The sequence below is a fragment of the Pedobacter sp. SYSU D00535 genome (assembly GCF_017355855.1).
Taxonomy (GTDB): Bacteria; Bacteroidota; Bacteroidia; order Sphingobacteriales; family Sphingobacteriaceae; genus Desertivirga.
This window is the reverse complement of record NZ_JAFEWD010000002.1, coordinates 558,321-583,213: the sequence shown is the minus strand read 5'-3', so window position 1 is coordinate 583,213 and position 24,893 is coordinate 558,321. Positions and strand designations below refer to the sequence as shown.

Here is a 24,893-nt window from a genome sequence, read left to right as displayed (position 1 = left end):
ATGAATAACAAACCGGACAGTCTTATTTTTGATATGGATGGCACCTTATGGGATGCCTTAGATATTTACGTCAGTTCCTGGAATGCGGGGCTGCAGGAAGAAAAAGTTGAACGCACCGTAAGCCGCGAAGAAATTAGTTCGATGATGGGAATGGATTCGCAGAAGGTGCTAAATACTATATTGCCGGATTACTCGCGAGAAAAACAGTACAGCATCTACGAAACTATAAACAGGCACCGAGCCCAGCAGGTAGAGACGATTGGTGGCACATTATACGACGGTGTGAAGGAGGGAATTATAAAATTATCTGAAAAATATAAACTCTTCATCGTAAGCAATTGTCCCAAAGGAATGATTACGCTTTTTATGAAATGGGCAGGTATCTCACAATACATTACGGATGAAATGGCCTACGGATTTAATAGTAAACCCAAAAGTCATAACATCAGGCTACTTGTCGAGAAATATAACTTGGCAAATCCAGTTTATATCGGAGACACAGAAGGCGACAGGCTAGAAAGCGAATTGGCGGGGGTTCCTTTTGTTTTCTTCAGTTTTGGCTTTGGAAACGCACAAAGTTATCATCTCAAATTCGACGATTTCCAAAGCTTTACGGATTATTATCTGAAACTTTAACCTAAAAAAATAGGTAGATGAGAATCGGGTGTTACCTTCCGATGAAAAGAATCTTTTCTTCGGAAGAGTTCCATTCTTCATCAGCCGTTTTTCTATAAGGCCTAACCAGGACTGCCTGCGACTCATCGAGTTTCTGACTACAAACTTCTTCGGCTTTCTGCCAGGAAATGGTTTGAAAGGCTTCCTCTGCTTCGCTGAAATACAGGAACTCTTTCTCTCCAAGCACTGGCCCCCAGGAGATCGCTTCTCCATATTTAGCTCCCTGCTGGATCGTTATTTTACCTTGATTTTCTTGCTCCATAACTATATTTTTTGGCTGAACAAATTATATCTCGCAATGTTTACTGTAAATGGAAGGACAAAATGATCTAAACGTACCGGCAAATAATGGACGCCCCTTTTACATTGAGGCTGCAATAAATGAAGAGGGACCTAAAAAGCTATTAGTGGAAAGCGGTGCTGACGCGAATGAATATTATGTGTACCATGAAGAGAAGCTCATCAGTAGGTTGAGGTTATCCGGAAACGATGAATGGGAACAACTGGAGGGAGGACTTACTCCGGGAATTACACATATGCTAGGCAGGGCAATTAGCAGGCTGTCGCACTAGAATCAACTAAAATTATAGTAACGCTGCTCCACCACCTTGTGGAAGCAGCGTTAATCTTTTAACCTAACTTGTCCTGACTGTAAATACTATTCCTTGCATCTTCGGTAGTGATGAACGTGTAACTGTCTAAAATTTCCTCGAAGTCATCATCATCATCCCAAACAGGAACAATATTTTTCAAATGATTTAATGTCAGAAACGCGTTCAACGCTTCAACCTGTTCAGGTTCTATGTACGGGATGCCGGCCACGGCCTTACCCGCTTTCACTGCAGTTTGAGTATCGTGAGATATTAAAAATAACTGTTTCATTTTCCATCTAAGTTTTTCACGGTTTTGGTCCAACAATCGAAATGCCAATCTTGATTTCTGACTACTTGCACTATAGCCCGAAAAATTTCCAACATTTTCAATTTTTTTTTGTTAGAAGAAACATGACAGAGCAAAGTATATACACAACATTTAGATTCAGAGATAAAAATACAGACGAGATCCTACATCAACTTATTACACGTAACCATTCAAGTAAGCTGGAAAGCGTAAAACGCACCATTAAAGAACTAACTGAAAAGTTTTGTCTTCCTGAAAGCGAGATAATCGTCGAAGGAAATTAAAAAAGCAATCTATCTAACGAAAAACATATGATTGATCAATTAACAAATACAGTAAACGACCGGTTAAAGGGTACAGCGATTGAACCACCGGGATATGAAAATGTAAACACTACGGAACGGGTAATTTCCGCAGCTGCAGGCACATATATTTTATTCAAGGGTTTAACAACCATGTTTAAGCATCCTTTTATTGGTTTAGGTGAAGCTGCTCTGGGTGGGATGCTTTTGTACCGAGGTGCGACAGGTTACTGCCCGATTTACGAAAAGATTGGAAAGGACACTACAGATCTTCAGGCAATCCGCATTACTGAACGATTCATTGTGAATAAGCCCAGAGAAGAAGTATACCGATTTTGGAGACACCTGGAAAATCTTCCCAAATTCATGAAGCATCTTGCTTCTGTTACTGAAATTGATGAGAAAGTATCTCACTGGGCTGCTAACATTCCGGGCAATGTTGCCAAAATCAACTGGAATGCAGAAATCACCCGTGAGGAAGAAAATCGCTATATCGGCTGGCAATCTGTGGATGGATCTATGGTTGACAATGCAGGAAAAGTAGAATTTACAGATGCAATTAGCGGGGCAGGAACCGAACTGAATATTGAACTTAACTACTTCCCTCCTGCTGGAAGTCTCGGTCATGGTATCGCCCAACTATTCAATGGCTGGTTTGAGAAGATGGTGAGAGAAGACATTATGAATTTCAAACATTATGTTGAAGGAGAAGAATACCAGCGCTATATGAGCACAGCTGCCGGAGAATAACTCATCGGCACACAAAATAAAAATAAGGCAGTGAGGCCAGGGGTAAAAACACCTTGTCTTTGCTGCCTCTTTTATAACCTCCCTTACAGCGATGCCCTCTACCATGTATACTAATCGTGGCGCTTTAAAATTACTGGCGGGTGCAGCACTTATGCTTGCCGGCCGATATCTGGTTTCCCGACTCTTATCTACTGAGAGACCAATTGAGGCGCCTAAAAAATGGAGGCCTGAAGAATTCACCTGGCTTAAATGTCCCGGAGGAAACATAGTTTATGTTGAATCTGAAGGGCAAAAGAACGCACAGCCTCTTGTTTTCATACATGGATTGAATGCAAATCGTTATCAGTGGTTCTACCAACGTGCTCGTTTTAAAAAAGACTTTCGACTTATTTACATCGATCTTCCGGGACATGGTCGCTCTCCCCGCCCCCGGGATTTATCCATCAAAACCCTGGGAGAAGATCTAAAATATATCTTAGACTATCTTGAGCTGCAATCTCCTTATATCTATGGGCATAGTATGGGCGGGATGCAGGCACTTCAGTACGCCGCTGACGCAAAAGCGGCTATCAATGCAAAAGGCTTGATCATTCATCATACAACCTTCACCAATCCTGTTCGAACCTGCGCTTTTTCAACTATACTCTCGCCTATTCAATTTCCCGTGCTCAGACCATTCCTTCGACTGGCCAGCAATCTGGAACTCCCTTTTTGGATTCTTTGTGTTATAAACTATTTGAATGGCACTACGAGTGCTTTTTTTCGATATATCTTTTTTACAGGAAAACAGACGTCAGCACAACTGCAGTATATGACTGAACTTTCAGTGGGCGTTAGCCCGGCAGTGGTGGCACAGTCGCTACTAGAAATGTTTAAGTATGACCTAAGTGAAAAGCTAAAAGACGTGAACGTTCCGGTACTAATAATTAGTGCTTTTAATGATCGACTGACAGTACCCGCTGCCAGTTATATCATGCAATCGAAAATAAAAAATGCAGAGCTTCGATTGTTGCATCAGGGCCACTTAAGTTTAATAGAAAATCCGTCAGGCGTAAACCGGGTACTTGCCTCGTTCCTGCAGCCTCTGTCTAATCCTGACCTGACTGCTTCTCCTGATAGACCGTAAAGGCTTGTTGTACCGTATCCTCCAGCTGCTTAATATTGAAAGGTTTCTGCAAAATCAAATCCGCTCCCGCCTCCTCTGCAAGCTGATCAATATCTGAGTTGGCTGTGAAATATATGACAGGAATCTCCTTGTAATCCGGATGCTGTTTTATTTTTTGCGTCGCAACAATCCCCCCTTCATCAGGAATCTTATTGTCCATAAAAATCACCGAAGGATTGATAGCCTCCACCTTTTCGATGATATTATTACAATCAGGTAGCGTATATACTTCCCAGTCTGCGTCAGTCAGCACTAAGGCAACTATTTCAGACACTGTTATATCATCATCGCAAACTAATACACGTTTCATCTGGAGTACAATTCTAAAAGTTCAATTCTATTTTTTCAGTTAATGATGATCTAACAATTTATTCCAAATCATTACTGCTTCGTACCCAGTAAACAATGATTCAAACAAACTAGTTTTACCTATAAAAGAAAAACAACCGGGAGAGCCCCCCAACACGGCTTAAAAAATATTCAAACCCTTTTTTTCAAATTCCGTAACAGGAGTTGTTTCAAAAACCACGGAAAATCAGTCTTAGACCAGCATTTATTGAAAAGGGAGTTCGAACAATTAAGCCAATTTTGGTATCGCCTAACAGGAAGCGCTACAGAGACTAGCATGGAGTCGCGAATCTTCAATACGGTTTGCATCACCACTGCTGCTTCTCTTTTGGTTAGTGCAATTTTCACTGCTTTCATCGGTGTTCCCGACCTGGCCTTCCTGATGCTGGCTGTCGTTACGCTGGTTTTCATCTTCTACTACATTTCTCGGTTCAAAAACAAAACCTCCTATAGCATAATGCTGTATGCTTTGCTGAGCAATGTATTTCTGGTGGTTAATTACTACTTGAATTCCGGAATTGAGGGTCCTACCCTGCTTATTTCTTTGTTAGCCATTTTCTTGATACTTGCAATAGCCCCGACCACGCAAAATTGGATATGGATCGGATTGAATATTGTCGTAGTGAGCGGTCTTTTAATTCTTGATTACAGCTATCCTGGTCTTGTTGAAAATACTTACCCGAGCGAGCAATACAAGTACTGGGACTTGGGATTTTCCTACACCGTCATTGTCTTGCTTATTTTCCTCGTGACTCGTTACATAAGAAACAGCTACTTGAAAGAAAGAAGCGTCAGCATCAGAAAGACAGCCGAATTGGAGGCAGTGAATGAAACCAAAAACAAGCTCTTTTCGATTCTTGCACATGATTTCAGTGCCCCACTGAGCTCTATTCAGGGCTACTTAGAAGCTTCTGCGGAAATTAGCCTAAATCAGGAGGAGAAACAGTGGATCGAAAAGGAGCTGCTTAACAAGACGCGGTATACTTCCGCGATGCTTGCAAATCTGCTCTATTGGACCCGCTCGCAGATGGATGGATTAAAGGTAGTGCTGGCGCCAGTTGATATCGCCGCTGTGCTGGCAGAAATACTAGTTGTGCAAAGGCCTTTGGCTGAAGACAAAGCAATTAAAATTGGACTAGAGATTGAGGAGCAGCTCGTTGCATTAGCAGACAAAGATATGATACAACTCGTTCTTCGAAATCTAATAAACAATGCCATCAAATTTAGTTTTCTTAATAGCCTAATTACCATTCGGACGAGCTTGAGCGACGACATGGTTCAAATAAGTGTAAGTGATCAGGGAGTGGGAATTACCCCTGACCTGCAGGAATCTCTGTTTTCATTAAAAGTAAAATCATCTAAGGGCACAAAAAACGAAAAAGGTGCAGGATTGGGGTTAGTACTTTGCAAGGAATTTACGGAACTGCAAAATGGGGCGATAATGGTTAACAGCACCGCGAAAAAAGGCACTACATTTACTATTAGTCTGCCAACACCTCGAGGATAGTGCCCATTTAGTTATTCGGAATCGTCAATTCAATTTGTAGGCACCGATACCAATGCAGATATTTGCAGACGTTTTAACCTCCATTCTTCAACAATTAATAAATGGCACGGATACCAAAAAACAGATCTCAATTAATTTTAACCTCTATCAAGCAAAAAATAAAGGCTAAAAAAGACGAAATAGTACGACTAGAGGAGGAAGTTAAAAATCTGGAAAATCAGCTGGAAATTTTAGAAACACGTCCTGATTTTCTTACCACTATTCTGGATGCAATTCCTGATCTCACAAAAGAATAAAAAAAGGCTGTTGAATAAGTAACGTAAATTATTCAACAGCCTTTCCATTTAACCTTCCGCTTATAATAAAATTTTACTGCTGATTTCCTTGTCGATGGTGATATAACCAGGGTACTTAATTTTCTTATTACCAATCCCAAGAGTAGGTCTTATTTTGATTGTAAGACTGCTTTTACGTTCCCTTTTTTCAGGATCTGCAGCTATAAAGTCTGCAATGGCATCCTGCACCTTCTCATCCGAAAGGAGATGATAAATGTTGGAGTTGATGTGAATAGGTACTACAGTCCTGCTATTAGGACCAACGGAAATTTTCTGATTAACGAAGCCGTTAGCCAGTTCCCGATTTTTTAACAATACTTTATATTCGAACTCGTTGAGTGCAGCAGCCGAACTGGTTGGATTCTCAATGGCAAGGTTTACTCGGGCACGGAGCGGAACATCCTTTCTCAATAGAGCCAATGCAATTCTAGGCATTTTAATTAGTTGAAAATCCTCCTTTCCTACCAATTCTGATACTCGCACATTTGCGAGATAAATACTGTCGGCAGAAGTAATTTCGTACCTGCTTTTTTCGAAGGCTTTCAGGTTAAACTGCCGATTTACTCCACAGCCCAGCATTAACAACGCAGGAATACATAACAAAAGAAACTTTTTCATAATCGAACTTTAAGGGTTAATTGATCAATACCTTCTTTGGATTTAAATGTGTGTTCTATTATGACAGGAAATTGAAACGAAGGTTTACTCACATTCTTCTTCTATAATGTGATGATCTAATTACCGCCATCTTGAAAAAGCCAATATGCCTGCAATAGCTCCTACAATAAAAATGGTGGGAGAAACGCTTTTTGCAGAGCGATGTTTCAATCGCGACTTCCATCCTCCGGAAACACTAGTACCAAACTTAAGGGGGATAAATAGATTGCCGGGAGTAGAGGAAATTTTTCTCGCCCTGTTGAAGTAAGTTTCCATCATACTAGAAGCAAACTTCATGGTAAGCTTCGGAAAAAGCGTGTATCCCAGGCGGAAAAACGGAGCAGCCAAGTCGGTAATTTTACTGCGGTGCGGTTTTTTAGCCAGGGCTACCATGGCTTCAGCTACTCGTTGAGGATTGAACACCGGAGGGGCCGGCATTAATTCTTTTCCAGTATAATTTGCAGCATGCTGTATACCGGGGGTATCGAGAAAAGCTGGAAAAAGATCACAGACATGAATAGCAGGCCATTTAGTAAGCTCTCCTCTTAGTGCCTCCGACAACCCTAACAGTCCATACTTACTTGCAGAGTACCCTACTGCATAAGGAGTTGGCACCCAAGCACCCACCGAAATGTTATTGATAAGCACTCCAAAACCCTGATCCTTAAAATAAGGCAAGGCCGCGTGAGCACCGTGAAGGTATCCCATTAAATTCGTTTCTATTACCCGATCATGGACCTCTACAGGAGTCTGTTCAAACTCGCCGGCAGCCAACACGCCTGCGTTGTTAATCCAAACATCAATACAGCCAGTTGCTGCCTGAGCAGCTGCAGCCAGCTGTTTAACTGCTTCCGTATCTGTGACATCAGTGGGTATTGCGATGGCCTTTCCACCGAGTTTCAAGCATTCTTCAACAACCTCTTCTAAGGCGGCAACACGTCGGGCTGCGAGCACCACAGTCGCCCCTTCTTCTGCAAAGGACAGAGCCGCTGCCCGGCCAGCTCCACTCGACGCACCTGTAATTACTACTGTTTTTTCGTATAGTGCCTTATCGGCGATCAAATTCCTTGTTTCTTTATTCATAGCTAGAAGTATAAACGTATAGTTGCAAAATTCAGTCCAAGTATCTTCCACAACCTCACCTTCCACTAGCGTAGTTAAAACACGACACTTTCTGCTATAAAGGACAACCAGGAGGTTTGCGATACAATTAAACAACCCTAAATGTTTTTAATTTTCGCGATTTTAGGAAAAAACAAGGCTTGGAAGGATTCTTGCTAATCACTCTGCATGAGAAAAGGGAAAAGTACAGCTCAGGATCTCGCGCTACTGATCATGAATGCGAATAATCTAATGGATTTGAAAAAACTCAGAGATCTCGTCCGCAGTAATAGCGAACTTCTTGAGAGTTTATCAGGTACAATGAGGGAATCGGTTGAGTCGGCGATTGTCGAGATCGATACCTTAGAATTTACACTATACGGAACGCAAAGTCTATCCCGCCGGTACTTCTAGCATTAACTCGTTCGTCCTTTTACGTAAAATAGGACTTCGCTCGTGTGTGGCACACCCAAGGTGTTACCCGGGGTGATACGTAGATATTTCTCCAGGTATAGCTTAATTATCCCTTCGAGTACGCGCTTGCGCGAGGCTCTAAACTCGTCCGAAACCAGAAAGTTGCCGAGGTGCAGCTTTCCGTTCTGGTCTACCAATACCGTAAACTTATAGTCAAAGTTTTTCCAGGCTCCATTTATTTCTATTCTATACTCGGGATACAAGTACTCGTCCGCAGCGCTGGGATTCAGCTCGTCTCCCTCACCATGAGATTTTTGAACGGAAATATCAGGACTTAAACTTTCTAGATGAACGGGGCTCCGGGCAGCAAAGGCGCTGTCCAAATTACCAGGGTTTCTGCTAGCACGCAAGGCCCGTGAGCGGACAAAGGCAGAATCTTTCTTATTTGGCCGACGAAGGATAGCGGTGTCTAATCCCCGGCTTGCTAGATATTCTTCGGAATAAAACTTCATCAAGACATTTGATCGGTCCCTTGAGATTTCCTTTCCTTCGACTTCCAGCAATTGGAATACTAAACTATCCTTACTAATAGTCTTCATCCGCACCCATTCCCTGGCAATGTTGTATACAGAATCATGGTCAAAATGGACCAGGTAGTGCAGGTACCTCTTCCTTTTCGGACTGTAAATCATTACTGAATCCTCAGAAAAGAACTTCATTGTCCACTCCGGTACCTGCTGAAAGCCAAACTCGTTGAAGCTGAAGCCAGTATCAAATTCCCGGCGGACTTCAATATACTTGATACCTACTACTTCTTTCAGCGAGGGGCGTTCGTTCCCGCTCCCCTTTTTGCTTCCACAGGCATAAAAAAGAATACTGATGAGGCAGATGCCAGAAACTAGTGGCAATTTCAGAAACGTTAAACACATCAGAAGCGAAAGTATAAATTGAAGTACCATTTAAACGAATGTTTTTCAAATCACACTCCCTTCCTGCAAATCCCCTGCTAACTAATATATTTGAGGATTGAGTAATTGAATGAAAATAAAACACCTACTACTATCATTTTGCTTGTCGGGCCTTCTCCTTACTAGCTTTAAAGAGAAGAACAAGATAAAAGTTGCCTGTGTTGGAAATAGTATTACTGAAGGAGTGGGCCTTCCAGAGCAGGAGAAATATCCCGCAATCCTGCAAAACTACCTGGGGAATAAGTACGAGGTGCGCAACTTCGGCCTCAGTGGCCGTACGCTTCTTAAGAAAGGCGACCAGCCCTACTGGAATGAGACAAGATACCAGGAAGTGCTAAGCTGGAGGCCTGATATCATTATTGTAAAACTTGGAACAAATGACTCGAAACCTCAAAATTGGAAGTTCAGGTCCGAATTCTGTGATGACTACGTTGCCTTCCTTAAATCACTTAAAGGTATTGCGGGAAAACCAAAGATATATGCCTGCTACCCGATTCCAGTATTTGAAGATAAGTGGGGAATTAGCGAACGGGTGGTAAAAAATGAAATAATCCCTACTATTGAAAAGGCCGCAAGGAAGACGAAAGTCAAGGTGATTGATCTTCACACACCATTCCTTGGCCGGAATAGCTTTACCTACGATGGGGTGCATCCGAACGGTGAGGGAAATGCCTTACTAGCTTCCGTTATATTTCGGTCGATAAAATGAGTTATTGATGAAGTGACTCTTTTAGCTGCTTATTGGTTAACTCTTTCTCCACCGTCATGAATCCGGGATACTTTATCTTCTCGTTCCCTACGAGTAAAGCCGGTTTTATTTTCAATGTGATCACTGCTGTTTTTAAGCTATCCGATATTACAAAGCTGCTGAGCGCCTGTTGATTTTCAGGTTTTGCAATGATGGGATAGATATTTTCGTCAATTCTGATACTAATAGTATCCTTTCCACCACCTGCTCCTACAGACACGGTCTGATCTACCAACCCTGCAGCAAGTTGCTGGTCTTTTATCCAGACCTGGTATTCGAATTCATTAATGCCAGCTTTCTCTGTGCCCGGATTGGTCACCTCCAGGGCGATGATACCCTTGAGCGGCAGTTGCTGATTGATAACTGCTGGACCAAGCTCCTGCAACAACGTCCATTCAAAACTGTTTGTCTTCGCCAATTGAGACACGTTGATACTTCCCAGGAACAGGCTGTCGGTCGATACGATTTGATAAGTACAGCGCTCGAGAGCCCGAAGCTCGTCTGCCTGCTGCTTCAAACCGCAAGAGCTAATAATAATAGGTATTGCAAAAAACCACTTCCTGATCATACCAGATTGACCCTTGTAAAACTATATCTCAGTGATTGAGTCGGGCGTCACCACCTTAGGCTTCCCGTCTGAAATCACCACGTTGATCGGATTAATCCGAAAGTATGAATCGTCCTTGCGCCCAATAAAATATTCACCGAAACGTATGATATCGTTTTTGATCTGTGCTTTCGCTTTTTCAGTTAGTTTTTCAAATATATGTTCTGCCTCCTGGGCTGTCAAAATCGTTTCCATAGCTAGTAATGTGTGTGTGTGTGTGCTCGTAATTACAACTTTTAATAATATTTGATTTAGAAAATGGTAATTAGTTTAAACTGTCTACTACAAAAGCTATGTTTTAGTTACAAACTGTTGTTCGATAAACCAAAGGATTGAATGCGCTAATTCTTCAGGAGGCAATACCAAGTTTGGACTATCCCTCTTTATTACCTCACTCGGCATACTCTTGAACTTTGTTGAGTCTGGATCCTGAACCATGATTTTCCCACCCGCTTCCTCTATTGCTTTCGACCCCTGCAAGCCGTCTGAACCCATCCCGGATAAAATTATTCCGATTGCTTTTTCTTTAACATCAGCAGCAAGGGAGTGAAAAAATATATCTACCGCCCTATTTATTATTTCCGAGTTTGTCCGCCTCCTTACCTGCAGCACACCATTTTCCACTGTAAGCATCAAACCTTCAGTTAAAACATACACTTTGTTTCTTTCAATTTTAAGTGGTCCCCGTATAGGAATCACTTCCATTTGAGTCTTATCACTAAGTATCTTGGATAGTAGGCTTGGATGTTGGGGAAGTAAGTGCTGGACTACTACGAATGCGGCATTGCTAACAGGAGGAAGTTGTTTAAAAAACCGGGTGAGCGCATCTAAACCACCAGCGGAAGCGCCGATCCCCACTACAAAAAAAGATTCCGAATCATGCATGCAACAGAAGGATCAAAAACCATTCCCTGCATTTTTTAATTCAAAAAACTTTTCTCAAACAATAATTTATGTAAATTGTAATTCTATTTAAACAATACCCTCTGATAATTAAACTTAAAACATAATTCTCACCCTTATTTAATCATCCAATGAACATTTTTGTTGCTAGCCTCCCTTATCAGCTTGAGGAAGCCGATCTAAGAGAAACTTTTGAAGAATTTGGTACTGTAGCGTCCGTTAAACTTATCCTTGACAAAGAAACAGGAAAGAAAAGAGGATTTGGTTTTGTTGAGATGCCTGATGACGAGCAGGCGCAGAAAGCCATCTCCGAACTTAATGGGGCTGAGATGCACGGTCGAGCTATCGCCGTGTCGAAAGCAGAGGAGAAAAGAGATAATAACCGTGGCAGGTCCTTTAGCAGACCTGATAGATCGGGAGGAAATTTTAATAGAGGCGGAGGCGGAAGCGGTTACAGCCGCAACAGCGGAGGTAGCCGCGATCGTGAAGATTTCAGAAACGGCAACCGTTGGTAGTCCAAAACAAAGTCTAATAAAAAAGCCAGAGCAAAACTCTGGCTTTTTTTATTGCCCGCAGAATACGTCCGTTATACGTCCTTACCCTTTTTAGTGGGCTCGATGCCGTTGTCCTTTTCCAGCTTGTTTCGGACCTCTTCTGAATCAGAGCGCACTTCAGGATGAGTTATAGGGTTTTCTTTTGGAATTTCATCTCCCAATAGCACGCCCCAGTGCCTCAATACATTAGACCGGTCGAAAGTAATTTTCAATACTGCGATGATTGGCAGCGATAGAAACATCCCTGAAATTCCGGCCAGGCTTCCTCCCACGAACACTCCTACAATTGTTCCCAATGCATTTATTTTCACTTTAGACCCCACAATCCTCGGCATCAAAATATTATTATCCAGAAACTGCACGAATGCGATGGTTCCAAGAACAGCAAAAATTGGCCAGAGCTGGTCGCTTGAAGTTAATGTTAGTAACACACCAATCAAATTCCCAATAAGAGCACCGATATAGGGTATTAGATTAAGGAAGGCAAATATCACGGCAATCAAGAGGGCGTGTTTAATACCAATAATCAGTAAAATTGTTCCAAGTAGCACAGTCATATACGTTACCTGGATTAGTAGACCAATGAGGTAACTTTTGATGATTACCTTGGTTTCGAGCATCGCCTCCTTCACTTTCGCGTGATTTTCTTCCGGAAACCACATAAAAACGAATCTCAGTAGCAAGTTTTTATAAAACAGCAACAGATAAACATAAATGGGTAACAATCCTACAAATAATAACACAGCCGATACAGAGTTAGCGGCATTCGTCAGTAAACCGGTTGCATAATTGAGCAGCTTGTTACTCTGTTCGTCTATAAATTTAATCTGTTCATCTGTAGAAAAGTGACTTATACTGTCAATCCAGCCACTAAGAGAGTTTAGATGAATGGTTACATTTCGACGAATGGTTGGAAAGTCGGCCAACAGATTTGTGACTTGTGAGGAAAAAAACCATCCGATAAGGGCGAAGATGACTATCAGAATTAAAATCGATAGAAAAATAGCCAGAGCCTCCGGCAATTTTCGACGCTTAAAAAACTGATAAAGAGGCAGTAGGACTATACTGATGAAGAAGGCCATCACTATAGGCATTATAATATCCTTCCCTATTGCAATGACATAGGCAAGCATTACAAGACCAACAAGTTCAATTGATCTTTTAACAGTTATTGGCAATTCTTTCATGGGGTATTATTAAAAGCCGAAGTTACTATTCAAGCTATTGCTAGTAAAATATTTTAACCTTTCTTTTGTTTGACATTTCTCGCAAAGGCAGAATTTTTCGCAGACAAACAGCTCCTTTTGCTGTTATACATACTAGAATGGAGAACTTGACAGTATTTGGGGAAGAGATCATTGATAAGAAATCGATTGAACAAATTAAGCGGTGCATTACTGAAGAAGACATTGCTGTACTTACAGCAGACGCTCATTATGGATATGGCCATCCTATAGGCGGTGCAGTAGCTTACAAAAACAAGATTTCGTTGTCTGGAGTGGGATTTGATATTGCCTGCGGTAACAAGGCGGTCCGGACCAACATCAAGGCGAATGAAATCCAGACGGGGCCAGTGATGGACGAAATCTTTAAGCGGATTTCCTTTGGCATTGGACGTCCGAATAATGAACCTGTTGACCACCCCGTACTTGATCATATCAGGCAGGCGAATTTTAAGCCACAGAGGAAATTACTCAGCCTGGCTGCCTCACAACTTGGGACTGTTGGCTCAGGCAATCATTTTATAGATCTTTTTTCAGACGAAGAGGGCTTTCTTTGGATAGGAGTACACTTCGGATCCCGCGGCTTTGGTCATAAAACCGCTACGGGATTTATTGCGATGTCCCAGGGCTTGTCGTTTTCAGACCACGGCAAGGAAGGATCAATGGATGCCCCTCCTATCCTTTTTAACATTGACACAGCGATTGGAGAAGCTTATCTGGAAGCGATGGCTCTTGCAGGAGAATATGCCTATGCCGGGCGTGATACGGTAGTAAATAAAGTATTAGAAATACTGGATAACCCGGAGGTGACTTTCGAAGTACATAATCACCACAACTTTGCGTGGCACGAGGAGCATTTTGGTGAGCAGTACTATGTTGTAAGAAAGGGATGCACCCCTGCATTCCCCGGCCAGCACGGTTTTATTGGCTCCACGATGGCAGACATTTCAGTTATTATTGAAGGGGTGGACTCGGAATTATCACGCAAAGGACTATATTCTACCGTCCATGGCGCAGGTCGTGTGATGTCGAGAACCCAGGCAGCCGGTAAGAAAAAGTGGATTAGCGGACCAAACGGAAAAAAAAGGCCAACCTTAGTCTCGAAGGGCTTAATTGATTTCGACGAGGTAAAGAGCCAGATGCGTGAACACAACATTGAGCTACGAGGTGCTGGCGCCGATGAAGCTCCTGCCTGCTATAAAAAGCTAGAAGAGGTGCTAAAATACCAGGGCGACACAATACGCATACTTCACCGACTCCGGCCTATTGGAGTTGCAATGGCAGGCGATGAAACCTATGATCCCTACAAAGACTAGTTATTTAAATTAATTCTAATTTAGAGCAAAGGTTATTTGGACTAATTATAAACAACCCTTATATTTGCATTGCTTTTTAAATAACGATGCAAGGGAAAAAGAACTGCCAACTAGTTGAAGTATTCAAAACGGAACAAGGAATTGTTTACCAGTGCAACAGACAGAACATGTTTTGTCTTGAATTTTCAGGTGTTTCGTCGTTTTTCAAAATCACCGATTTCCTTGACTTCATCAAAAAGGTAAACAAAATTGATATTGAAGCGATGGCAAGCAGTACTTCTCCGGGATCTGATATCGCTATCCTAATGCCCCATTATACCGAGCGCTGTTTTGTTCTCACCATGACAGATGTTTTAAAGCTTAGGGAATTGCTTTCAGGCGCGAAGTTTATGCTCCAACTGAATAGCATGATCTTCCAATGCCTTAGCAATCCAGTTTCGTAATATTTAGACTTATTCTTATTCCGTATAGCAAATAACGGCATACTTTTCGCGTAGTTTCCTGTTAAAGTCTATAACTTTAGACATAAGAAAAAAACAGGAAATATTATGAAAGACCTTCTAAGACTAAGAACTTCATTGACCGAAGAAATCGAAGCTCTTTTAAATGAACAAATAAAGATCGAAGCTTATTCATCTGCGGTATACCTGGCGATGTCCTCTTGGTGTAATCGCAATGGTTACGATAATAGCGCCTCCTATTTGGAAAAACAATCTTACGAAGAGAGAGAGCATATGATGAAGATCTTCCGTTTTGTGAACGATATGGGAGGAAGAGCTGTTTCTCCGGAGATCACGAACATACCTCAGGAATTTGAATCATTTAGAGGCGTATTCGAACTTGCACTGCAGCAGGAAATTCACGTCTCCTCCAAGATCAACAACATTGCAGATCGTTGCTTCAAAGCCAAAGATTACATGACCTTCCAGTTTATTCAGTGGTTCTTGAAAGAGCAAATTGAGGAAGAATACGTAGCTCGGAGAATTCTGGAATTGTTCGATGTAATTGGGGAAGAAGGTACAGGCCGCTGGCAGATCGACAAAAACATTCCGAAAGTCACATACGGCGAAGAAGCCGGAGAAGAATAAAAGAAAAACCGCTGCCCTCAGCGGTTTTTTTATTTCTAGTCCTAATGAAGTGCTTTTGGCAGGGTTTTTATACTACATAGGAGTACAACTAGAAACATTATCTTATGAATATCAGAAACAATAAAAAAACATCCACTTGGGTGCTGGCAGGGCTGGCCACCGGAGCTGCAGCGTACTATTTATTTGGTACAGAAAACGGAAAGAGAACTTGCGACCAACTTATGAGCTCAGTTAAAGGCATGAGTGATACGGTTGCTAATAAAGCGTCTGATACTTTCGCCAATTTGAAAAACAAAGCGAATAACATGATGTAACAACAGTATCGTGTTGAATAGAAAAGGAGATTGGCTGGCACAATCTCCTTTTTTTATTGTCTTCTCTCCTCTTTTTTTAATACTATCGCACAATGTTAGTTTCGCTTACCATTGTTCGATACCGAAAGGCGTTCATTCCCTTTGCCCTGCTAGCAATGGCAGTTCACCGGATCCCGCTCTCGTTAACCAAAGGTTGTACATTTTGGAAACTGATGGGTTGCGGAAAGAACGGAACCTTTGATATAAATCCAGACTGGCAGCAATGGGGACTACTTGCGGTATGGGCGTCAAAAGGTTCCTTTGAACGTTTTATAGCTAATTCAAGCATAAGCAGCTGGTGGCAGACTTTCACTAAAGAGCAATATACCATTCTTTGTGAACCTTTATCTAGCCATGGTAAATGGGATGGCAAAGAACCATTCGGAAACGTAAAGGTGAAAGAGTACCAGGGGCCAGTAGCTGTGTTAACAAGAGCAAGTATTCGTTTAAAGAGGCTGAAGAACTTCTGGCAAAACGTGGATAAAGCGGCAGCCAACATGACCTCCACTCCTGGTTATCTCCTATCTTTTGGTATCGGAGAAGCTCCGCTCCATCTGCAGGCAACTTTCTCTGTATGGGAAAATGTTGAGGCAGTAAAAAACTATGCTTACGCTTCCAATGACCATAGAGAAGTGATCAAAAAGACAAGAGAAGAAAATTGGTACAGTGAAGAGCTTTTTGCAAGATTTAAACCTCTTGCTACCTTTGGCACGATCAACGGAATTGATCCGCTGGCTGGTAAAATATAACATATGAGAGTAATAGCTGAACTTCCAAGACCCGACTGCAAAATTTCCATCTTTTCCATGAACATGAAGTTCATCATCAAATTTGAACAGGGAAATTTGGAGCAGTCATTCAAGATTTCGGAAATGGATGTAACTGGTGGACTAGATGGCATTTTTCAACTCCTGGACGAAGAATTCATCACGAAAGTGGTAGCTCGCTTTAAACTGATGAATGAGGACTTCTATGCTGCTTATCAAAGGTACGAAGGTTGAAATTAGGTGAAATAGTAGTTTAAAAAAATGGGTTTAATATCCTCGATGATAGAGCTATATAAACACCAAAAACCCAACACCAAATTATATTTGGTTCATAAGAATCGTTTCAAACACTGCTCTAGCTTTGCCAAATAAGTGCTACCGAAAAGATTAACGTGTACCAACACAGGGTAAAGATTCCAAAGATCTAATCTGCTCCTCCAGCCAGGATGCAAAGGATACACCTCCTGATAGGCATCATAAAAACCACTAGTAAACCCACCGAATAGTGTGGTCATCGCAATATCAACTTCTCTATGCGCGTAAGCAATAGCCGGATCAACAAGAAAGGATTTATCATCTTGCCCAGAGATGAAATTTCCTCCCCAAAGGTCTCCATGCACCAGACTTGGAACCTCGATGGGGACCAAATTCTTCAAGCGATCAAAAAGGCTTTCAAATTCTTTTTTGTAGTTGACAAGTAGTCGTTTAGCACGGAACTGGTCAAGTTGCGGTTTAAGGCGCTGGGAGATGAAGAAATCCGACCAAGATGAACACTTTGTGTTATACTGAGGCAAAGAGCCCATATAATTATCATGATCAAGACCGAACATCTCACCAGTAGATTTATGAAGCAAGGCTAGATCGCGACCAAGGGCCTGTTGGCTCTTGTTAGTGCAGTTACCTGATTCCACCCAATCGAGGATAAGATATTGATGCTCTTTGATCACTCCAACCGCTACTACTTTTGGAACACTTCCTGGAACCGCCTCCCCTATCCGCCGCAAACCTTCCGCCTCTGCTATAAACATATTCGGAAATCGGCGCTCATTATTCAGCTTCAGAAAAAAAAGCTCTCTTGCAAACTCAATTTGATAGGCTTGGTTGATCGACCCTCCGGATACTGGTCTTAGCACGCGCAACTGATTTTGCCTTCCAAATTTTGCACTAAGAATCTCACCAAGGCCCTTTACTAAATCTTCGGTCACAAACATGTTCTAAAATTAAGCTAAGTCGCTAAATATGCGGCCAAAAAACTATCTTTGCGGTTCAAATGAAGCACATTCGTAATTTTTGCATTATTGCACACATCGATCACGGAAAGAGTACGTTGGCTGATCGACTGCTTGAATATACCAAAACAATTACCCAGCGTGAAGCTCAGGCCCAGCTGCTTGATGACATGGACCTGGAGCGTGAGCGCGGTATCACCATAAAGAGCCACGCTATCCAGATGAACTATCAACTGGATGGTCAGGATTATATTTTAAACCTTATCGACACCCCGGGGCACGTTGACTTTTCGTACGAAGTATCGCGGTCTATCGCTGCTTGTGAAGGAGCATTATTGATCGTTGACGCTGCACAGGGAATTCAGGCACAGACTATTTCCAATCTGTACCTGGCGTTAGAGCACGATCTGGAAATCATTCCTATTCTAAATAAGATGGACCTTCCGGGAGCAATGCCAGAAGAGGTAAAAGATCAAATCATTGAACTTATTGGTTGCAAACGCGAAGATATTATTCCTGCTTCCGGAAAAACCGGGATGGGCGTGTACGATATTTTACAAGCTATTATTGAACGTGTTCCTGCTCCAGTTGGAGATCCTAAAGGAGAACTTCAGGCCCTTATCTTCGACTCTGTTTTCAATTCCTTCCGCGGAATTATTGCGTATTTTAAGGTTGAAAACGGTGAGATCAGAAAAGGCGACCGGGTAAAATTCATTGCTACAGGAAAAGAATATATAGCCGACGAAGTTGGGACGCTAAAACTCCAGCAGCAGCCTAAAGATGTAATTAAAACCGGTGATGTAGGCTACATTATTTCGGGAATAAAAGAGGCCCGTGAGGTTAAAGTCGGAGATACCATCACCCATGTAGATCGTCCTGCTAAAGACGCGATTCAAGGGTTTGAAGAAGTAAAACCAATGGTATTTGCGGGGATCTACCCTGTGGATACAGAGGATTATGAAGAGCTTCGCGAAAGCATGCACAAGTTGCAGCTGAACGACGCGTCTATCGTATTTGAACCGGAATCGTCGGCTGCCTTGGGCTTTGGCTTCCGCTGCGGATTCCTTGGAATGCTCCACATGGAGATCATCCAGGAGCGCCTGGAACGGGAATTCGATATGACCGTCATCACCACGGTCCCTAACGTATCTTATGTAGCCTATACTACAAAAGGAGAAGAAGTGCTCGTTAATAACCCATCTGACCTTCCCGACCCAAGTAAGATAGACGCTATCGAGGAGCCATACATCAAGGCCAACATCATCACAAAATCCGAGTTTGTGGGGCCCGTGATGTCCTTGTGTATCCAGAAAAGAGGAGTAATTGTGAACCAGTCATATCTTACATCTGACCGGGTAGAGCTTGTGTTTGAAATGCCAATGGGCGAAATCGTATTTGATTTCTACGATCGGCTGAAAACGATTTCAAAAGGATATGCATCGTTTGACTACCATCAGGTAGGTTACCGAAAGTCAGATCTGGTAAAGCTGGACATACGTCTGAATGACGAACCTGTAGACGCGCTTTCGTCTTTGATTCACCGAAACAATGCCTATGATTTTGGTAAGAAAATCTGTGAGAAGCTGAAAGAACTTCTTCCGCGCCAGCAGTTTGAGATCAAGATCCAGGCTTCTATTGGCGCTAAAGTTATCGCCAGAGAAACTATCAGTGCGCTTCGTAAAGACGTAACCGCTAAATGTTACGGTGGTGATATCTCGCGGAAGCGTAAACTTTTGGAGAAGCAAAAGAAAGGTAAAAAGCGTATGCGCCAGGTTGGTAACGTAGAGATACCACAATCAGCGTTTATGGCTGTATTGAAACTAGATTAAACAAAAAGGTTAAGGTCTAGTACCTGCCTCATCATAATTTCACATGCAATTACTCGACGGAAAATACGTATCAGAAAAGCTAAAGCAGGAAATAGCAAACGAAGCAGCTGAAGTGCTGGCAAACTCAGGCAGAAAACCACATCTAGTCGCTATCCTGGTTGGTAACGACGGAGGCAGCGAAACCTATGTTGCCAGCAAAATGAAAAATTGCGAGAAAGTGGGCTTCCGCTCTTCTCTTGTACGCTATGATGAGACAGTAAGCGAAGAAGAATTACTTGCCAAAGTAGAGGAAATTAACCAGGATCCGGAAGTTGATGGACTCATCGTTCAGTTACCTCTTCCAAAGCACATCGACCCGGAGAAAGTCACCGAAAAAATTGATCACCGGAAAGACGTTGACGGCTTCCACCCTATCAACCTTGGGCGGATGATGCGTAACCTTCCTTGTTTTATTCCTGCTACCCCTTACGGGATATTGCTGATGCTGGAAGAATACAAGATCGATACGGCAGGAAAACATTGTGTAGTGATTGGGCGAAGCAACATTGTGGGAAGCCCAATGAGCATACTCATGGCCAGAAATAGTAATCCAGGTAACTGTACTGTCACACTAACTCATAGTCGCACTAAAAATCTGGAAGAGATTGTTCGCTCTGCCGATATTGTAGTAGCTGCTATTGGTAAGAAGAACTTTGTGACTGCAGATATGGTAAAGGAAGGTGCTGTAGTTATTGACGTGGGGATCAACCGGGAAATATCAACCACAACGAAATCAGGGTTTAAGCTTTTTGGAGATGTAGACTTTGAAAACGTAGCGCCAAAGGCCTCGTGGATTACACCAGTACCAGGAGGTGTGGGACTGATGACAATTATCGGCTTACTAAGAAACACCCTCGCTTCAGCCAAAAAAGAGATTTATAAATAACAAAACCCATAATAGAAAGAGCGCTGCTAAGTGAAGTTATCACTGGCAGCGCTCTTTTTATTATAATAGATACGTTTCCGGAATTGTCACCCCTTCTTTTTCGTCGCTCCAAATCATTGACACTATTTTCCACTTCCCTTCAGCAAAAATAAGCTGGACATAATTTACTCCGCGTTTCCAGGGCTGAATAGCTTCAGCTTCAAACGAGTACTCATAAACGCTGATACGTTGAGCTGTGCGTCCGAATACTTCCGTGATGTCAGAAATTTCCTGCTGAACATAAAACGTAGAATTTCCTTCTTCAATTTGATGCATTACCGCTTGTGTGTAGCTGGCGACGGTAAAATCAAGAGGTTTCTCATAGTTACAGTTCATCAACTTCCCATCGCCGTAAAACAGCTCCTGTAAGCGGTCGTACTTTGGATAGTGCTCCGGGTTAAAGCAAACGCAATCGTAGAACTCTTTAATTACTAAATCAATTTCCTGGATGTTATTCATAGGCGAAACAATTTCTGGAAAAACGTCTGACGAGAGGGCACCCGAACATAAATACCATCGCTCCTCTGCTCAGTGGTATATATCTCTATGTAGTCACCCTGTCCCGCAGCCCCGCGTCCCGTTTGTAAATCATATTCATAACGATGATAGGGACAAACAAGTTTTCCGTTTTTACACCAGCCCCCACTCAGGTGAGCTCCCGCGTGCGGGCAAATGCTCTGCGTAACTGTAAAAGAGCCGGCGTGACACACCAGGAGAAGCTGTCTACCTTCCACCTTGACAACCCTTATGAAATCTTCTTGGTCATCAGGAACTTCTGCGACTTTAACCCAGTTTGTCATTGTATGCATGCATAATGAATTAAAAGTACAGTGCTGCAATAAAAGTTTTTATCATAACGGAGCAATGTTTGGCCCTTCAAAAAGAAACAGGCCAAAAATAAATTAAATTTGCAGGCTAATTACAAAGATGGCTCATCAGATACCAGAAGACGGAACACTACTTCCATTGATGGAAGAATTTTACACGATACAAGGGGAAGGATTTAACACAGGTAAAGCGGCCTATTTTATTCGTCTTGGCGGATGTGATGTTGGTTGCCATTGGTGTGATGTTAAGGAAAGCTGGGATGCTGACTTGCACCCCTTAACTTCTGCGGATGTAATTGTTGAAAATGCGACTAAGTTTCCCGGGAAGGCGGTCGTGGTGACCGGCGGGGAACCACTGATCTATAATCTAGATTATCTTACTGCTAAATTGCATGATAGAGGAATTCAAACGTTTATTGAAACCTCAGGCGCTTATCCCCTATCCGGTTCCTGGGATTGGATCTGTCTTTCCCCAAAGAAATTCAAGGCACCTGGCGCCTCAATTGCCCTGGCAGCACATGAGCTAAAGGTCATCGTGTTTAACAAAAGTGATTTTGACTGGGCAGAAAAACATGCAGCAATGGTGGGACCGGAATGTAAACTCTATTTACAGCCAGAATGGTCTAAGTCGAAGGAGATCACTCCTTTAATTATTGAATATGTGATGGCGAATCCAAAATGGGAGATCTCCCTGCAAACTCATAAATATTTGAATATCCCGTAACTTCCGTTGCCTTTACTTCGTTAATTGGCTATGAAAAACGTTCTTCTGTTGTTCTTGTGCTGTTGGTCTGCGTTTTCATATTCGCAACCAACGGTTTCATCCTCGAATAAGCAGGCTCAGAAATTCTACGACCTGGCAAAACAGGCTCCTTCTAAGGAGAAAGAAATTGAATTTCTTCAATCTGCAGTTCAAGCAGATCCAAGCTTTATAGCTGCAATTCGCCGGCTAGGAGATTTGAATCGCTCGTCTGGCAGGCATCAGGAAGCGATCGGCTTCTATGAAAAAGTCTTGAGCCTTAATCCTGAATTCGACCGAGGAACCTACCTCGGAATCGGCACCAGCAAATTAGCTATTGGAGAATATACGTCAGCCCTTGCTCACTTAACTAAATACCTCAGTTACCCGAATGTTCCAGAGGCTAACAAGTTGGGTGCTCAAAAACTAATAGCGGACTGTCGATTTGCCCTGGATGCTATAAAGCGTCCCCAACCTTTCAATCCTATTAACTTAGGGAGCGGGGTAAACACAGCTGAAATGGAGTATCTCCCGGTGGTAACAGCGGATCAGGGTCTCTTGATATTTACCCGACGGGTGGGCGACAAGAACGAGGACTTTTTTAAAAGCGAAAATAAGGATGGCCAGTGGACTACAGCTTCCGGGCTAAGCCCTGCTATTAACACCCCTAGCTACAATGAGGGCGCACAGACTATCTCCCCTGACGGAAACTACCTCTTTTTTACAGGTTGCAATCGTCCTGATGGCAAAGGTTCTTGTGATATTTACATCAGCAGAAGAGAGGGAAAAGACTGGAGTGCTCCATTTAACCTTGGTTCTCCAATTAACGGGCGAGGTTGGGAATCTCAGCCGGCTATTAGCGCTAATGGATCGACGCTATATTTTGTTAGTAATCGTCCGGGAGGATTAGGTGGTTATGACATCTGGAAAACGGAACTCCAGTCAGATGGCGGCTGGTCCGCTCCGGAGAACCTGGGCCCCTCGATCAACACGGCTTATGATGAAAACTTTCCATTCATTCATCCCGATAATGAAACACTTTATTTTTCGTCCAATGGCTGGCCCGGAATGGGTGATAAAGATTTGTTTGTCAGCAGGAAAGACGCTAGCGGCAATTGGGCTAAGGCGGAAAACCTGGGCTATCCTATAAATACCTTCGCGGAGGAAAGTAGCTTAACGATCAGTAGCGACGGCAGAACCGCTTATTATGCATCCAACAGAGAAGGCGGCCTCGGAGGGCTGGACCTTCACTCGTTCGAGCTGCCTGTCTATTCACGACCGAAGTCGGTAACCTATATAAAAGGAATAGTGCTGGATGAGAAAACCAAAGAATGCTTAATAGCAAACGTAAAAATAACGGAACTCAGTAGCAGACATACAGCTTTTGATGACCAAAGTAATGAGGATGGACAATTTCTCTCTACCCTGCCAGTCGGAAAATCATACGCATTCACCGTTGAAAAGGAGGGCTATCTTCTGTATTCGCAGAACTTCCCTTTAAACCGGAGCAGTTCATCAGCCCAACCCTTTACGATTGAAGTACCCTTACAAAAAATTGAAGTAGGAAAACTTGCTACCCTCAGCAACATATTTTTCGAAACGAACAAAGCAGACCTTCTACCTGAGTCTGAGGTAGAGCTACAACAGCTTATCCATTTCATGAATGCCAATCCGAAAGTGAGCATTGAGATAGCCGGCCACACTGACAACGTAGGCGAAGAAAAGACCAATCAGGTCCTCTCCGAGAATCGGGCCAGACGCGTATATGGCTATTTGGTGAACAACCGGATTGCCCCGCAGCGACTAAGTTTCAAGGGATATGGAGAAAGTAAGCCACTTCTCAGCAACACTACAGAGGAAGGTCGCCAGAAAAACAGACGGACCGAGTTTAAGATTTTAAGTTATTAGTGGTCGTTGAGAATTTATTCGGGATATAAACCGTATTAGTTGTCTCTATCTTCTCGCGTGTCTCTTTCTTTTCACTTTCGGGAAGCGTTCGAAAAATGATATCCCAAAAGACGGAACTTACGCCGAAAGCTTTTTCTGGATACTTGTAATGATGCAAGTGATGGTTTCGCCATAAACCTTTCAAAGCTCTGGGAGGTGCAAATGCATGAATAGCATAATGCATAGATACATAAATCAGGTAGCCTATTAAAAAACCTGGAAAAAACACGAAGGCGTAACTACCACTACCAGCCAGCAGATACGAACCAAGGTAGATTAGCGAGAAAACAACTGTTGCCAGGATAATACTTGGAACAGGAGGCATAAACAGACGCTCTCGATCCCGAGGATATTCGTGATGATTGCCGTGAAAAATATAAATAATCTTCTTCCCCAGCTCGGATTCTGCTTCGAAATGAAATAGGTACCGGTGAGCGAAGTATTCAAATAACGTCCACACTAACATGGCCAAGAAAAAGAGGCCAGCTATGAAAGGGATCGAAAACTCAAGCTGCGAATAACTGTAGTACAGCAAATAAGCGCACAAAGGGATATATATACTGTAGATAACCCAGGGTCTAGTTTTGGTTAAACTCTCTAGAAAACCATTTTTGAATAAACGAGCCTGCCCTTTATTGTTAATTTTATCGAACTGCATAGATACCCCCAGTTTCCGA

Annotated in this window: 34 protein-coding genes; 20 read left to right on the top strand and 14 right to left on the bottom strand. The window is 42.6% G+C overall.

Annotated features, from left to right (window positions below; genetic code table 11):
- Complete coding sequence (locus J4N23_RS07160) at positions 1–636, top strand: HAD family hydrolase (RefSeq protein WP_207426337.1); 636 nt, start codon at positions 1–3, stop codon at positions 634–636.
- A 31-nt stretch (positions 637–667) separates the two neighbouring features.
- On the opposite strand, the gene J4N23_RS07155 is transcribed toward J4N23_RS07160, so the two are convergent.
- Positions 668–937: a hypothetical protein gene (locus J4N23_RS07155; RefSeq protein ID WP_207426336.1), complete on the bottom strand. Its 270-nt coding sequence runs from the start codon at positions 935–937 to the stop codon at positions 668–670.
- A 49-nt stretch (positions 938–986) separates the two neighbouring features.
- Here J4N23_RS07155 and J4N23_RS07150 point away from each other — a divergent pair, with 49 nt between their 5' ends.
- Complete coding sequence (locus J4N23_RS07150; RefSeq protein ID WP_207426335.1) at positions 987–1,247, top strand: hypothetical protein; 261 nt, start codon at positions 987–989, stop codon at positions 1,245–1,247.
- A gap of 58 nt (positions 1,248–1,305) precedes the next feature.
- Here J4N23_RS07150 and J4N23_RS07145 read toward each other — a convergent pair whose 3' ends face one another.
- Positions 1,306–1,557 (bottom strand): hypothetical protein, encoded by a 252-nt coding sequence (locus J4N23_RS07145; protein ID WP_207426334.1) that lies wholly within the window; start codon positions 1,555–1,557, stop codon positions 1,306–1,308.
- 122 nt (positions 1,558–1,679) lie between these two features.
- On the opposite strand from J4N23_RS07145, the gene J4N23_RS07140 reads away from it, so the two are divergent.
- From J4N23_RS07140 to J4N23_RS07130, 3 genes are all read left to right on the top strand, one after another.
- Positions 1,680–1,859, top strand: coding sequence for a hypothetical protein (locus J4N23_RS07140; protein ID WP_207426333.1), 180 nt, complete (start codon positions 1,680–1,682; stop codon positions 1,857–1,859).
- Positions 1,860–1,886: 27 nt separating this feature from the next.
- The gene (locus J4N23_RS07135) at positions 1,887–2,627 is read left to right on the top strand and encodes a YgaP-like transmembrane domain (RefSeq protein ID WP_207426332.1); all 741 of its coding nucleotides are present in this window, start codon (positions 1,887–1,889) and stop codon (positions 2,625–2,627) included.
- Positions 2,628–2,730: 103 nt separating this feature from the next.
- Positions 2,731–3,753 carry an alpha/beta fold hydrolase gene (locus J4N23_RS07130; protein WP_207426331.1) on the top strand — a complete coding sequence of 341 codons (1,023 nt, stop codon included), beginning with the start codon at positions 2,731–2,733 and terminating at the stop codon, positions 3,751–3,753.
- Here J4N23_RS07130 and J4N23_RS07125 read toward each other — a convergent pair.
- Complete coding sequence (locus tag J4N23_RS07125; protein WP_207426330.1) at positions 3,716–4,102, bottom strand: response regulator; 387 nt, start codon at positions 4,100–4,102, stop codon at positions 3,716–3,718. The two genes, J4N23_RS07130 and J4N23_RS07125, sit on opposite strands and share 38 nt — an antisense overlap.
- Positions 4,103–4,417: 315 nt before the next feature.
- Here J4N23_RS07125 and J4N23_RS07120 point away from each other — a divergent pair, with 315 nt between their 5' ends.
- Both J4N23_RS07120 and J4N23_RS07115 read left to right on the top strand, forming a co-directional pair.
- Positions 4,418–5,647: a sensor histidine kinase KdpD gene (locus tag J4N23_RS07120; protein ID WP_207426329.1), complete on the top strand. Its 1,230-nt coding sequence runs from the start codon at positions 4,418–4,420 to the stop codon at positions 5,645–5,647.
- A gap of 101 nt (positions 5,648–5,748) precedes the next feature.
- Positions 5,749–5,943, top strand: coding sequence for a DUF5320 domain-containing protein (locus J4N23_RS07115; protein WP_207426328.1), 195 nt, complete (start codon positions 5,749–5,751; stop codon positions 5,941–5,943).
- A gap of 60 nt (positions 5,944–6,003) precedes the next feature.
- On the opposite strand, the gene J4N23_RS07110 is transcribed toward J4N23_RS07115, so the two are convergent.
- Positions 6,004–6,600, bottom strand: coding sequence for an LEA type 2 family protein (locus J4N23_RS07110; protein WP_207426327.1), 597 nt, complete (start codon positions 6,598–6,600; stop codon positions 6,004–6,006).
- 120 nt (positions 6,601–6,720) lie between these two features.
- On the bottom strand, positions 6,721–7,722 hold the full coding sequence (locus J4N23_RS07105) for an SDR family oxidoreductase (protein WP_207426326.1): 1,002 nt from the start codon (positions 7,720–7,722) through the stop codon (positions 6,721–6,723).
- Positions 7,723–7,929: 207 nt separating this feature from the next.
- On the opposite strand from J4N23_RS07105, the gene J4N23_RS07100 reads away from it, so the two are divergent.
- The gene (locus tag J4N23_RS07100) at positions 7,930–8,154 is read left to right on the top strand and encodes a hypothetical protein (protein WP_207426325.1); all 225 of its coding nucleotides are present in this window, start codon (positions 7,930–7,932) and stop codon (positions 8,152–8,154) included.
- 2 nt (positions 8,155–8,156) lie between these two features.
- Here the strand turns inward: J4N23_RS07100 and J4N23_RS07095 are convergent, their stop codons facing one another.
- Complete coding sequence (locus J4N23_RS07095; RefSeq protein WP_207426324.1) at positions 8,157–9,083, bottom strand: hypothetical protein; 927 nt, start codon at positions 9,081–9,083, stop codon at positions 8,157–8,159.
- A 109-nt stretch (positions 9,084–9,192) separates the two neighbouring features.
- Here J4N23_RS07095 and J4N23_RS07090 point away from each other — a divergent pair, with 109 nt between their 5' ends.
- Positions 9,193–9,831, top strand: a complete 639-nt coding sequence (locus tag J4N23_RS07090; RefSeq protein ID WP_207426323.1) for a GDSL-type esterase/lipase family protein — start codon at positions 9,193–9,195, stop codon at positions 9,829–9,831.
- A 1-nt stretch (position 9,832) separates the two neighbouring features.
- Here the strand turns inward: J4N23_RS07090 and J4N23_RS07085 are convergent, their stop codons facing one another.
- The 3 genes from J4N23_RS07085 to J4N23_RS07075 form a co-directional block, all read right to left on the bottom strand.
- On the bottom strand, positions 9,833–10,438 hold the full coding sequence (locus J4N23_RS07085; RefSeq protein ID WP_207426322.1) for a hypothetical protein: 606 nt from the start codon (positions 10,436–10,438) through the stop codon (positions 9,833–9,835).
- Between the two features lie 21 nt (positions 10,439–10,459).
- Entirely contained in the window at positions 10,460–10,672 is a 213-nt protein-coding gene (locus tag J4N23_RS07080) for a hypothetical protein (RefSeq protein WP_207426321.1), read from the bottom strand.
- A 96-nt stretch (positions 10,673–10,768) separates the two neighbouring features.
- Positions 10,769–11,362, bottom strand: a complete 594-nt coding sequence (locus J4N23_RS07075) for a chemotaxis protein CheB (RefSeq protein WP_207426320.1) — start codon at positions 11,360–11,362, stop codon at positions 10,769–10,771.
- A 149-nt stretch (positions 11,363–11,511) separates the two neighbouring features.
- Here J4N23_RS07075 and J4N23_RS07070 point away from each other — a divergent pair, with 149 nt between their 5' ends.
- Entirely contained in the window at positions 11,512–11,895 is a 384-nt protein-coding gene (locus J4N23_RS07070) for an RNA-binding protein (protein WP_207426319.1), read from the top strand.
- A gap of 71 nt (positions 11,896–11,966) precedes the next feature.
- Here J4N23_RS07070 and J4N23_RS07065 read toward each other — a convergent pair whose 3' ends face one another.
- Positions 11,967–13,121, bottom strand: a complete 1,155-nt coding sequence (locus J4N23_RS07065; protein ID WP_207426318.1) for an AI-2E family transporter — start codon at positions 13,119–13,121, stop codon at positions 11,967–11,969.
- Between the two features lie 137 nt (positions 13,122–13,258).
- Here J4N23_RS07065 and J4N23_RS07060 point away from each other — a divergent pair, with 137 nt between their 5' ends.
- The 6 genes from J4N23_RS07060 to J4N23_RS07035 all read left to right on the top strand — a co-directional run bounded on the left by J4N23_RS07060 (position 13,259) and on the right by J4N23_RS07035 (position 16,915).
- Entirely contained in the window at positions 13,259–14,473 is a 1,215-nt protein-coding gene (locus tag J4N23_RS07060) for an RtcB family protein (protein WP_207426317.1), read from the top strand.
- A gap of 86 nt (positions 14,474–14,559) precedes the next feature.
- A complete protein-coding gene (locus J4N23_RS07055) occupies positions 14,560–14,916 on the top strand; it encodes a hypothetical protein (protein ID WP_207426316.1) in 357 nt (118 codons plus the stop codon).
- A 105-nt stretch (positions 14,917–15,021) separates the two neighbouring features.
- Positions 15,022–15,561: a ferritin gene (locus J4N23_RS07050; RefSeq protein WP_207426315.1), complete on the top strand. Its 540-nt coding sequence runs from the start codon at positions 15,022–15,024 to the stop codon at positions 15,559–15,561.
- A gap of 104 nt (positions 15,562–15,665) precedes the next feature.
- On the top strand, positions 15,666–15,875 hold the full coding sequence (locus J4N23_RS07045; RefSeq protein WP_207426314.1) for a YtxH domain-containing protein: 210 nt from the start codon (positions 15,666–15,668) through the stop codon (positions 15,873–15,875).
- A 92-nt stretch (positions 15,876–15,967) separates the two neighbouring features.
- A complete protein-coding gene (locus J4N23_RS07040; protein ID WP_207426313.1) occupies positions 15,968–16,663 on the top strand; it encodes a DUF3291 domain-containing protein in 696 nt (231 codons plus the stop codon).
- 3 nt (positions 16,664–16,666) lie between these two features.
- Positions 16,667–16,915 (top strand): hypothetical protein, encoded by a 249-nt coding sequence (locus tag J4N23_RS07035; RefSeq protein ID WP_207426312.1) that lies wholly within the window; start codon positions 16,667–16,669, stop codon positions 16,913–16,915.
- Between the two features lie 95 nt (positions 16,916–17,010).
- On the opposite strand, the gene J4N23_RS07030 is transcribed toward J4N23_RS07035, so the two are convergent.
- Positions 17,011–17,886 (bottom strand): fructosamine kinase family protein, encoded by an 876-nt coding sequence (locus tag J4N23_RS07030; RefSeq protein WP_207426311.1) that lies wholly within the window; start codon positions 17,884–17,886, stop codon positions 17,011–17,013.
- A gap of 65 nt (positions 17,887–17,951) precedes the next feature.
- Here J4N23_RS07030 and lepA point away from each other — a divergent pair, with 65 nt between their 5' ends.
- Together lepA and J4N23_RS07020 are read left to right on the top strand one after the other, a co-directional pair.
- A complete protein-coding gene (lepA, locus tag J4N23_RS07025) occupies positions 17,952–19,739 on the top strand; it encodes a translation elongation factor 4 (protein ID WP_207426310.1) in 1,788 nt (595 codons plus the stop codon).
- A 43-nt stretch (positions 19,740–19,782) separates the two neighbouring features.
- Positions 19,783–20,664, top strand: coding sequence for a bifunctional 5,10-methylenetetrahydrofolate dehydrogenase/5,10-methenyltetrahydrofolate cyclohydrolase (locus J4N23_RS07020; RefSeq protein ID WP_207426309.1), 882 nt, complete (start codon positions 19,783–19,785; stop codon positions 20,662–20,664).
- Positions 20,665–20,724: 60 nt separating this feature from the next.
- Here J4N23_RS07020 and J4N23_RS07015 read toward each other — a convergent pair whose 3' ends face one another.
- Entirely contained in the window at positions 20,725–21,162 is a 438-nt protein-coding gene (locus J4N23_RS07015; RefSeq protein ID WP_207426308.1) for a hypothetical protein, read from the bottom strand.
- On the bottom strand, positions 21,159–21,512 hold the full coding sequence (locus J4N23_RS07010) for a Rieske 2Fe-2S domain-containing protein (protein WP_207426307.1): 354 nt from the start codon (positions 21,510–21,512) through the stop codon (positions 21,159–21,161). Before J4N23_RS07010 ends, J4N23_RS07015 begins: the two co-directional genes overlap by 4 nt.
- A 118-nt stretch (positions 21,513–21,630) precedes the next feature.
- Here J4N23_RS07010 and J4N23_RS07005 point away from each other — a divergent pair, with 118 nt between their 5' ends.
- Both J4N23_RS07005 and J4N23_RS07000 read left to right on the top strand, forming a co-directional pair.
- Entirely contained in the window at positions 21,631–22,254 is a 624-nt protein-coding gene (locus tag J4N23_RS07005) for a 7-carboxy-7-deazaguanine synthase QueE (RefSeq protein ID WP_207426306.1), read from the top strand.
- A gap of 30 nt (positions 22,255–22,284) precedes the next feature.
- On the top strand, positions 22,285–24,177 hold the full coding sequence (locus J4N23_RS07000; RefSeq protein ID WP_207426305.1) for an OmpA family protein: 1,893 nt from the start codon (positions 22,285–22,287) through the stop codon (positions 24,175–24,177).
- Here J4N23_RS07000 and J4N23_RS06995 read toward each other — a convergent pair.
- On the bottom strand, positions 24,158–24,682 hold the full coding sequence (locus J4N23_RS06995) for a sterol desaturase family protein (RefSeq protein WP_242689142.1): 525 nt from the start codon (positions 24,680–24,682) through the stop codon (positions 24,158–24,160). The two genes, J4N23_RS07000 and J4N23_RS06995, sit on opposite strands and share 20 nt — an antisense overlap.
- Positions 24,683–24,893 lie beyond the last annotated feature (211 nt).

Bases quoted from the DNA above. Each gene is read 5' to 3' on its own strand.
- J4N23_RS07160 (WP_207426337.1), top strand. From the start codon at position 1: ATGAATAACAAACCGGACAGTCTTATTTTTGATATGGATGGCACCTTA.
- J4N23_RS07155 (WP_207426336.1), bottom strand. From the start codon at position 937: ATGGAGCAAGAAAATCAAGGTAAAATAACGATCCAGCAGGGAGCTAAA.
- J4N23_RS07150 (WP_207426335.1), top strand. From the start codon at position 987: ATGGAAGGACAAAATGATCTAAACGTACCGGCAAATAATGGACGCCCC.
- J4N23_RS07145 (WP_207426334.1), bottom strand. From the start codon at position 1,557: ATGAAACAGTTATTTTTAATATCTCACGATACTCAAACTGCAGTGAAA.
- J4N23_RS07140 (WP_207426333.1), top strand. From the start codon at position 1,680: ATGACAGAGCAAAGTATATACACAACATTTAGATTCAGAGATAAAAAT.
- J4N23_RS07135 (WP_207426332.1), top strand. From the start codon at position 1,887: ATGATTGATCAATTAACAAATACAGTAAACGACCGGTTAAAGGGTACA.
- J4N23_RS07130 (WP_207426331.1), top strand. From the start codon at position 2,731: ATGTATACTAATCGTGGCGCTTTAAAATTACTGGCGGGTGCAGCACTT.
- J4N23_RS07125 (WP_207426330.1), bottom strand. From the start codon at position 4,102: ATGAAACGTGTATTAGTTTGCGATGATGATATAACAGTGTCTGAAATA.
- J4N23_RS07120 (WP_207426329.1), top strand. From the start codon at position 4,418: ATGGAGTCGCGAATCTTCAATACGGTTTGCATCACCACTGCTGCTTCT.
- J4N23_RS07115 (WP_207426328.1), top strand. From the start codon at position 5,749: ATGGCACGGATACCAAAAAACAGATCTCAATTAATTTTAACCTCTATC.
- J4N23_RS07110 (WP_207426327.1), bottom strand. From the start codon at position 6,600: ATGAAAAAGTTTCTTTTGTTATGTATTCCTGCGTTGTTAATGCTGGGC.
- J4N23_RS07105 (WP_207426326.1), bottom strand. From the start codon at position 7,722: ATGAATAAAGAAACAAGGAATTTGATCGCCGATAAGGCACTATACGAA.
- J4N23_RS07100 (WP_207426325.1), top strand. From the start codon at position 7,930: ATGAGAAAAGGGAAAAGTACAGCTCAGGATCTCGCGCTACTGATCATG.
- J4N23_RS07095 (WP_207426324.1), bottom strand. From the start codon at position 9,083: ATGTGTTTAACGTTTCTGAAATTGCCACTAGTTTCTGGCATCTGCCTC.
- J4N23_RS07090 (WP_207426323.1), top strand. From the start codon at position 9,193: ATGAAAATAAAACACCTACTACTATCATTTTGCTTGTCGGGCCTTCTC.
- J4N23_RS07085 (WP_207426322.1), bottom strand. From the start codon at position 10,438: ATGATCAGGAAGTGGTTTTTTGCAATACCTATTATTATTAGCTCTTGC.
- J4N23_RS07080 (WP_207426321.1), bottom strand. From the start codon at position 10,672: ATGGAAACGATTTTGACAGCCCAGGAGGCAGAACATATATTTGAAAAA.
- J4N23_RS07075 (WP_207426320.1), bottom strand. From the start codon at position 11,362: ATGCATGATTCGGAATCTTTTTTTGTAGTGGGGATCGGCGCTTCCGCT.
- J4N23_RS07070 (WP_207426319.1), top strand. From the start codon at position 11,512: ATGAACATTTTTGTTGCTAGCCTCCCTTATCAGCTTGAGGAAGCCGAT.
- J4N23_RS07065 (WP_207426318.1), bottom strand. From the start codon at position 13,121: ATGAAAGAATTGCCAATAACTGTTAAAAGATCAATTGAACTTGTTGGT.
- J4N23_RS07060 (WP_207426317.1), top strand. From the start codon at position 13,259: ATGGAGAACTTGACAGTATTTGGGGAAGAGATCATTGATAAGAAATCG.
- J4N23_RS07055 (WP_207426316.1), top strand. From the start codon at position 14,560: ATGCAAGGGAAAAAGAACTGCCAACTAGTTGAAGTATTCAAAACGGAA.
- J4N23_RS07050 (WP_207426315.1), top strand. From the start codon at position 15,022: ATGAAAGACCTTCTAAGACTAAGAACTTCATTGACCGAAGAAATCGAA.
- J4N23_RS07045 (WP_207426314.1), top strand. From the start codon at position 15,666: ATGAATATCAGAAACAATAAAAAAACATCCACTTGGGTGCTGGCAGGG.
- J4N23_RS07040 (WP_207426313.1), top strand. From the start codon at position 15,968: ATGTTAGTTTCGCTTACCATTGTTCGATACCGAAAGGCGTTCATTCCC.
- J4N23_RS07035 (WP_207426312.1), top strand. From the start codon at position 16,667: ATGAGAGTAATAGCTGAACTTCCAAGACCCGACTGCAAAATTTCCATC.
- lepA (WP_207426310.1), top strand. From the start codon at position 17,952: ATGAAGCACATTCGTAATTTTTGCATTATTGCACACATCGATCACGGA.
- J4N23_RS07020 (WP_207426309.1), top strand. From the start codon at position 19,783: ATGCAATTACTCGACGGAAAATACGTATCAGAAAAGCTAAAGCAGGAA.
- J4N23_RS07015 (WP_207426308.1), bottom strand. From the start codon at position 21,162: ATGAATAACATCCAGGAAATTGATTTAGTAATTAAAGAGTTCTACGAT.
- J4N23_RS07010 (WP_207426307.1), bottom strand. From the start codon at position 21,512: ATGCATACAATGACAAACTGGGTTAAAGTCGCAGAAGTTCCTGATGAC.
- J4N23_RS07005 (WP_207426306.1), top strand. From the start codon at position 21,631: ATGGCTCATCAGATACCAGAAGACGGAACACTACTTCCATTGATGGAA.
- J4N23_RS07000 (WP_207426305.1), top strand. From the start codon at position 22,285: ATGAAAAACGTTCTTCTGTTGTTCTTGTGCTGTTGGTCTGCGTTTTCA.
- J4N23_RS06995 (WP_242689142.1), bottom strand. From the start codon at position 24,682: ATGTTAGTGTGGACGTTATTTGAATACTTCGCTCACCGGTACCTATTT.